Origin of the sequence: Curtobacterium uvaldense (assembly GCF_028307415.1) — a bacterium.
Lineage (GTDB): Bacteria > Actinomycetota > Actinomycetes > Actinomycetales > Microbacteriaceae > Curtobacterium.
In genome coordinates this window covers 74,316-81,996 of the sequence record NZ_JAQMHU010000017.1, presented here as the reverse complement: position 1 = coordinate 81,996, position 7,681 = coordinate 74,316, and the positions used below count along the sequence as shown (strand labels likewise).

The 7,681-nt window shown below is 75.1% G+C and carries 5 protein-coding genes; 3 read left to right on the top strand and 2 right to left on the bottom strand.

What is annotated here, in order from left to right:
• Positions 1 to 219: 219 nt before the first annotated feature.
• Positions 220 to 1,548 carry a threonine/serine exporter family protein gene (locus tag PIJ49_RS11290; protein ID WP_081984684.1) on the top strand — a complete coding sequence of 443 codons (1,329 nt, stop codon included), beginning with the start codon at positions 220 to 222 and terminating at the stop codon, positions 1,546 to 1,548.
• Between the two features lie 390 nt (positions 1,549 to 1,938).
• Here PIJ49_RS11290 and PIJ49_RS11285 read toward each other — a convergent pair whose 3' ends face one another.
• Positions 1,939 to 4,308: an Ig-like domain-containing protein gene (locus tag PIJ49_RS11285; protein WP_271826621.1), complete on the bottom strand. Its 2,370-nt coding sequence runs from the start codon at positions 4,306 to 4,308 to the stop codon at positions 1,939 to 1,941.
• A 237-nt stretch (positions 4,309 to 4,545) separates the two neighbouring features.
• Here PIJ49_RS11285 and PIJ49_RS11280 point away from each other — a divergent pair, with 237 nt between their 5' ends.
• Together PIJ49_RS11280 and PIJ49_RS11275 are read left to right on the top strand one after the other, a co-directional pair.
• Positions 4,546 to 5,127: a LemA family protein gene (locus PIJ49_RS11280; protein ID WP_066652615.1), complete on the top strand. Its 582-nt coding sequence runs from the start codon at positions 4,546 to 4,548 to the stop codon at positions 5,125 to 5,127.
• Between the two features lie 23 nt (positions 5,128 to 5,150).
• A complete protein-coding gene (locus PIJ49_RS11275; RefSeq protein WP_066652624.1) occupies positions 5,151 to 6,053 on the top strand; it encodes a M48 family metalloprotease in 903 nt (300 codons plus the stop codon).
• Between the two features lie 307 nt (positions 6,054 to 6,360).
• Here PIJ49_RS11275 and PIJ49_RS11270 read toward each other — a convergent pair whose 3' ends face one another.
• Complete coding sequence (locus PIJ49_RS11270) at positions 6,361 to 7,623, bottom strand: winged helix-turn-helix domain-containing protein (protein ID WP_271826620.1); 1,263 nt, start codon at positions 7,621 to 7,623, stop codon at positions 6,361 to 6,363.
• Positions 7,624 to 7,681 lie beyond the last annotated feature (58 nt).

Genomic DNA, 7,681 nt, shown 5'->3' with positions numbered 1-7,681 from the left:
GCGCTGGCCGCAGCGCGGCCGCCGGCCGCGCCGCCGCCGGCGACGGCGGGCGAGACTCGGCTCCGCGGACAGTTTCGCGGATCGGCCGTCGCGAACGTGTCCGCACAGGCGAGTCTCGTGCGAGCCCCCCGCCCGCACAGACGCCCCGCCCGCACAGACGCCCCGCCCGCACAGACGCCCGCCCGCACAGACCCCAGCCGCGCAGTAGCATCGACGTCCGTGGTCGGACTCGGAAGCGCTCTCGCGAACCTGCGCAACGCGCTCAACCGACCCGAGGCGCACGTCGAGGTCGTCGACGGCGAGACGGTCCCCACCGGGATGCTGCTCGGGACCCTCGGCGCCCTGCTGCTCGACGCCGGCAGCTCCGTCACCGACGTCCGCTCCGCGCTCGAGAAGGCCCGCGACGCTGCCGGGGTCGGACCGACGCTCGCCGTCGGCGTCCTGCCCGCACTCGTCATGGTCAGCGAGGTCGCCACCGGCGCCGCCACCATCGTGAACGCCGAGGGCGTCGAGCTCTCGTCGCGTCAGGCAGCGCGGGCGAACCGCCTCGTGCTCGGCCTGGAACGCGGGTCCATCGCCCTCGCCGAGATCCCCGCCCGCGTGCGCGCCATCCGGACCGGTACCGTGCCGCCGCCGGCGCTGCCGTGGATCACCGGGAACGCCCTCACCTCGGTCGGACTGGCCGTCGTGTTCCGCTGCCCGTGGTGGGCGATCGTGCTCGCGCTCGTCGTCGGTGCCCTGGTCGGTGTGCTCAGCCTGGTGCTCCGCCGCTTCCGCGAGGCCGTCGCGATCATCCCGTTCCTGGCCGCGTTCATGTCGACGAGCGTCGTCGGCCTCGTCGCCGCCGGCACCGGGTTCGACCACGTGCCCCTGTTCGCGGTGTGTGCGCCCGTCGCGGTCTTCGTGCCCGGCGCGCTGATCACGAACGCGCTGCTCGAACTGACGGCCGCCGACATCGTGACCGGAGCCTCGCGCCTGGTGCAGGGGCTCATCACGCTCGGCTTCATGGCCGCCGGGATCGCCGCGGGGAGCGCCCTCACCGGCCTGCGCGTCGACCCGTCGTCGGCGGCCCTCGTCGGCGAGGTCGCCGGCGTCGGCACGCTCCGCGGTGGTTGGGAGGCCGTGCCGTCCTACTGGGTGTCCTGGGTGGCGGTGGCGGGCCTCGCCGTCGGCCTCGGGCTCGTGTTCCGCTCCGGCTGGCGGCTCACCGTCGTGTCCGTCGCCGTCATGATCAGCGCGTACGCGGTCGTGAGCGGGACGACGCCGGTGTGGGGCAGCGTGGTCGCGACCGGAGCTGCGGCCGCACTGCTGTTCGTCGCGACGCGGTTGCTCGAGCGTGTGGTCCCGGTGATCCCGGCGACGGTGTCGTTCTTCCCCGCGTTCCTGCTGCTCGTGCCCGGCACCGTGGGACTCGTCGCGGTGACCACGTTCGACCCCGTCGCGCTCGGCACGCCCCTGGCGACGTTCGTCAGCCTGTGCATCGGGACGAAGATCGGCGGCCTGCTGCCCGGTCTGTTCCGGCGGAACGCCCCGCACCGCGTGGCCTGAGACCGGGGGCGCGCGGCGGTCGGGAGGCGCGCAGCCGCCCCGTCACGCGCCTCCCGTCCGACCGGTGCGGGCCGGGAGGCGCGTGGCGGGCGAGCCCGGCGTCTCCCGTCCGGTGGGTGGCGGGCCGGGAGGGGCGTGGGTGGCGAGCCCGGCGTCTCCCGTCCGGTGGGTGGCGGGCCGGGAGGGGCGTGGCGGGCGGACGCGGCGCCTCCTGTCCGGTGGGTGGCGGGCCGGGAGGGGCGTGGCGGGCGGGCGCGGCGCCTCCTGTCCGGTGGGTGGCGGGCCGGGAGGGGCGTGGCCAGCGGGCGCGACGCCTCCTGTCCGGTGGGTGGCGGGCCGGGAGGGGCGTGGCGGGCGAGCCCGGCGCCTCCCGTCCCGTGGACGGACCGGTCAGCGGTGCTGTGCGGCGGTGCGCGAGCCGCGCAACCAGACCCAGCAGCAGGCGACGGCGGCGGCACACAGGGCGGACGCCACCGCGGTCTCGGTCGGTGAGGGGACAGCGGGAGCTCCCGCGCCCGCCGTCACCGCCGCCAGCGCGACCCCAGCGGCGGTGAGGCCGACCCAGCGCGCTCGCGCCCCGGCGACGAGTACCGCACCCGTCGACCCGGGCAACGGCAGCAGCGACACGACGAGTGCCCCGACCGCGCCGACGCAGAGCGTGGTGGCGAACTCGGCCGTCAGCGTCGTCCAGAAGCCCGACCCGTGCACCAGCGAGTGCAGGACCCAGCCGACGGTGGCGACGCCGAGCAGCGCGGCCGAGCGGGCCGTGGCGCTCCGGACCCCGCGGGCGAGGCTCGAGCCCAGTCGCAGGGCGGCGGTGTCGGCGCCGGGGCGTCCGACGGGGACGAGGACGGCCCCGACGACCAGGGCGGGGGAGAGGTCGGTGACGCGGGTCAGGGCGCAGCCCAGCACGGCGGCGAGCACGAGCCAGGGGGAGACGCGGAAACCGACGGCGGCGCGGTCCTTGCCGGCCGCCCAGCGGGTGGCCAGGACGACGACCCCGGTGGTGACCGCCGAACCGAGCAGCACCGCGAGCGCGAGCCGGACGTAGCGGGCCTCGAGCGCGACGCCGACACCGAGGAGCGTCGTGACGACCACGATCCCGACGCCGACGGCCGTCGCGGCCCAGGTGGGCAGGACCTCGTCCCCGAGTCGTCGCTCCGTGCGCGAGCGGTTGCGGCCGAGCAGCGCGGCGAACGGGTTGCGCAGGCGACCCCGGGCCGCGGCGCCGACCACCGCGAGCGGCACGGCGACGAGCACGAGGAACCCGGCGGCGACGCCGGTGGCGAGCAGGACGGTACCCCACGAGAACGAGGCCTGGATCGTCGGGACGCCGCGGTCGTAGGCGGTGTCGGCGGTCCAGTCGCCCGCGGGGCCGGACCAGTCGGGCACCCCGCTGGTGCTGCCCCCGGCGCCTGCCGTGCCGCTGCCCCCGGCCGTCCCGGTCGACCCGCCGCCGCTCGTGCCGGCGTCGGTCGGGGTCCCGGTGCCGTCCGTCGCACCGGGCGTGTGGTCCGGCGTCGTCCCCGGCGTGCCGGACGACGACGTCTGCCCGCCCGGGGCCCCGGAGGCACTCGCGCTCGGCCCGGCGCTCGGCGCTGCGGTCGCGTCGCTCAGCACGACGCGGACCCCAGACGACGACGGTGAGGAGTTGCCCGCGGCGTCCTGCTGCATCGCGCTCACCACCCGGGTCCCGGCGGGAGCGGTCGCGCCCGTCGTCGTGCACGCCCACCGGCCGTCGGCACCGACGTCGGAGCGGCACACCGGCGAGCGGTCGACGTACACGGTGAGGACGGCACCGGGCTCACCGGTGCCGCGCACGGTGAACGGCTGGGAACGGACGCGCTCGTCGGACCCCGGCGTGGTGACGACCGGTGCTGCCGGGGCGGTCCGGTCCACGACCACCGTCCGCGGGGCCGAGGGGGCGCTCCGCAGGTCCGAGCGGAAGCCGTTCGCGGTGCTCGCGGTCTGTGCCGCGGAGACCGCGATGCGCCCGTCGCGCGTGCTGCCGGGCAGCGGGACGGTCCAGTGACCGCCGGCGTCCACCCGCGCGGTGCGGTCGGTCGGGGTGCCGGAGACCGACACGGCGACGGTCGCTCCGGGCAGGCCGGTGCCGGACACGGGACCCGAGGTGGGACCGTCGGTCGTGACGGCCGGCGGGACGACGACGTCCGAGGCCGGAGCGCGGGACGACCCGAGCGCGGCGTCGGTCTCGTCGGCGACCGTGAAGACCTGCTGGGGGCCCGAGCGGACGGTGGCGATGCACGACCAGGACCCGTCGGTCGCCACGGTCGTCGTGCAGCCGCTCGAGCCCGTGGCCGCCGGTCCGGTGACGCGCAGCCGGTGCCCGGGGGTCCCGGCGCCGTGCAGCCGGACGGTGGCGGTCGTGACGTCGCCGGGGTCGGCGATGCTCGGGCGGACGGCGGGGCGGTCCGTCGGCGAGGGTGCCGGGGAACCGGTGTCCGGTGGCAGGGTGCCGAACTGGGGGAAGGGCGTCGGGGAGGCGGTCCGGGCCGCGTCGTCGTCCTGCTGCGGCACGGTGTCGGTGGTGGAAGTCGTGGACGTCGTGGTCGTGGTCGCGGACGTCGTCGCGGGCGCGGCTGCGGCGGGCTGTGCGCCGAGCAGGACCGTCCCGGTGGCGAGCACCGTCACCAGCGCCGCGGCCAGCAGCCCGACGCGCGATCGGGGTCGACCCACGGGACCGCCGCCCCCGACGGTCCCCTCCTGCACGTTGTCCCCGAGCCTGTCCACCGTCTCCATCACACGCGATCATCGGGCTCGGGTCAATCCACCACCCGGATGATGTGTCCCGGGACCGATCCCCGGCTGGGGGTCCCCGGACGGTGGGTGTGCGCCACTCGGGAATCCCCCGTGAACCAGACTGCGCGAACGGGTCGTGCCGGTGCGCCTCGGTACACTCGTGGACGGTCGTCCCACGGCCACGCACCGGCCGCGGTCCCACTGCGCCGGACCCGAAGCGCAAAGGAGTACGCCCAGATGGACACCGGACTCGTCACGACGCTGATCGTCGTCGGAGTGGTGGTGGTCCTGCTCGTCGTGGTCGGGATCTACCTCTGGGTGACCTACAACTCGCTCGTCACGCTGAAGCTGCGCGTGGACGAGGCGTGGAGCGACATCACGGTGCAGCTGAAGCGCCGCGCGGACCTCATCCCCACCATCGTCGAGACGGTGAAGGGGTACGCCGCGCACGAGAAGTCCGTGTTCGAGTCGGTGACGCGCGCCCGCGCCGAGACCCTCGGCGCATCGGACGCCTCGAGCGCCTCGGTGGCCGAGGGGCACATGCAGAAGGCCCTGAAGGGTGTGTTCGCCGTCGCGGAGGGCTACCCCCAGCTGCAGTCGAGCCAGAACTTCCTGCAGCTGCAGTCGGAACTCGTCGACACCGAGGACAAGATCCAGTCCGCCCGGCGCTTCTACAACGGTGGCGTGCGCGAGCTGAACACGAAGATCCGGGTCTTCCCCAACTCGACCTTCGCGAAGAGCAAGGGCTTCAGCGAGGCGACGTTCTTCGAGACGGCCGAGCCCGCGGCGATCGCCGAACCGCCGCGCGTCCAGTTCTGACGCCGACCGGGGCGGCCTGACCCGTGTACAGCGCCATCGCGCGGAACAAGCGCAACACCGTCGTCATCATCCTGGTCTTCCTGCTCATCGTCGGGGCGCTCGGGTTCCTGGGTGGCTACCTCGCGGGCAACGTCTCCGTGGGCGTCATCGTGCTCCTCGTCGCGCTCGGGTACGCGGTGCTCCAGTACTTCCTGGCCGGGCGGCAGGCGACGGCCATCGCCGGCGGCGTCGAGATCGACCGGAACACGGAGCCGCGGCTCTGGCGGACGGTCGAGAACCTGGCGATCACGAACGGCATGTCGATGCCGCGGGTGTTCGTCATCGAGGACCCGGCACCGAACGCCTTCGCCACCGGACGGGACCCGGAGCACGCGATCGTCGCGGCGACGACCGGGTTGCTCGCGATCATGGACGACAGCGAGCTGCAGGGCGTCATGGCCCACGAGCTCGGTCACGTCAAGAACTACGACATCCGCGTCTCGACCATGGTGTTCGGCCTGGTCGTCGCGGTCGGGTTCCTGGCGGACGTGCTCCTGCGCATCTCGATCTTCAGCGGGCTGAGCGGGCGCGGGCGGAACAGCGACTCCGGGGGTGGAGGTGGCAACCCGATCGTCCTCGTCGCGGGGATCGTGGCCGTGCTCGTCGCCCCGATCGCGGCCGCGGCGGTGCAGGCGGCCGTCTCGCGGCAGCGGGAGTACCTCGCCGACGCCACGGGTGCGATGACCACGCGGTACCCCGAGGGACTCGCCCGTGCGCTGGAGAAGCTCCAGGCGTACGGCCGACCGACCCGGTCGCAGAACTCCTCGATGGCGCACCTGTGGATCGCGGACCCGATGCGACCGGGCGTGATGGACCGGTTGTTCTCCACGCACCCGCCGCTGCCCGACCGGGTCGCGCGACTCCGGGGGAGCCTCGACCGGTTCTGACGGGCGCTGCCGCCGTCACCGCCGTCGCCGTCGCTGCGATGCCGGCGCCGAGACGCCGGCGTCCACACGAGACGGACTCGTGCCGGCGAGACGCCCTCGGAATCCGCGGCGCCTCGACGACGATGCGGCGTCTCGACGACGAAGCGGCGTCTCGACGAAGCGGCGTCTCGACGACGATGCGGCGTCGCCGCGACGCGGCGGCGTTCCGCGGGCCGTGCACGACCGGCGCGACGGAGCGGCGGGTGACGGGACCTCGACCCGAGCCGGACGGGCGGGGCGGACGGGCGCCGTGCCTCCCGGCCGCTGGTCACACGACCGTGTCGTCCTCGGGAGCCGGAGCATCGGCGTCGTCCGCCGCCTCGTGCGGGACGAGCGCGACCCCGAGCGCCGCGGCCACCGCACCCGCGGCGGTGCCGCGATCCGTGACCTCGACGCCGTCGAGGCCCTGCCACGCCGCCGCCCGCCGCAGCGTCTCGGCGAGGCGCTCCGCGTCGAGGTGCTCGCCGGGCTCCTGCCAGGCAGTCCGGACCCGGAGCACGCCGCGCTGCCGATCGCTCTTCAGGTCGACGCGTCCGGTCAGCCGGTCGTCCTGCAGCACCGGCAGCACGTAGTAGCCGTACACACGCTTCGGTGCCGGCGTGTAGATCTCGATGCGGTAGTGGAAGTCGTACATGCGCTCCGCGCGACGCCGGAACCACACGACGGGGTCGAACGGGCTGAGCACCGCGTCGGCGGCGACGTGGCGTGGGACCCTGGCATCGACGTGCAGCCAGGCACGGTCCCGCCAGCCCGCCACCCGCGCCGGCACGAGTTCGCCGCGCTCCTCGAGCTCCGTGATCGCGGCGGCGGTGTCGTCCGCACGCAGGCGGAAGTAGTCGGCGAGGTCCGCGCGGGTCCCGACGCCGGACGCGCGCGCGGCACGCCGGACCAGCTCCGTGACGGCCGTGTGGCGGTCGGGCGCGGCCTCGAGCGTCCCCACCGGCAGCACCTGGTCGGGCAGGGCGTAGACACGCTCGAACCCGGCGCGTCCGGCGCTCACGACCTCGCCCCAGCGGAACATCTGCTCGAGCCCCGCCTTCACGTCGCTCCACCCCCACCACGGCCCGCGTCGGACGTTCGCCTCGTGCTCGACCGCGCTGGCGGGCAGGGGCCCCTCGGCGGCGAGCAGTGCGCGGAGCTCCCGGCGGACGCTCGCGGTCCGTTCCACGCCGGCGATCCGGTTCGGTCGGGCGTCGCGTTCGCGGTACGCGTCCATCCGCCACCGGAAGAGCGGGAGGTCCGTCCGCGGCAGGAACGCCGCCTCGTGCGCCCAGTACTCCGCGTAGGGGCCGGAGCGCCGCATGGTGAGCCGGTCCAACGTGTCCCGGTCGTAGGGACCGAGGCGGGCGAAGAGGGGCAGGTAGTGGCTGCGTTCGAAGACGTTGACCGAGTCGATCTGCAGCAACCCGAGCCGGCCGATCGTGCTGGTCAGGGTGCGGGTGCCCACCGCGTCGCGCGGGGGTGCGCCGAAGCCCTGGGCCGCCAGCGTGACGCGGCGGGCCTCGGCGGCGGAGAGCGTGGACCGGACCATGGCACGACGCTACCGATCGGCGCCGACACCGGGGTCGCGCCGACGTATGCCGCATCTG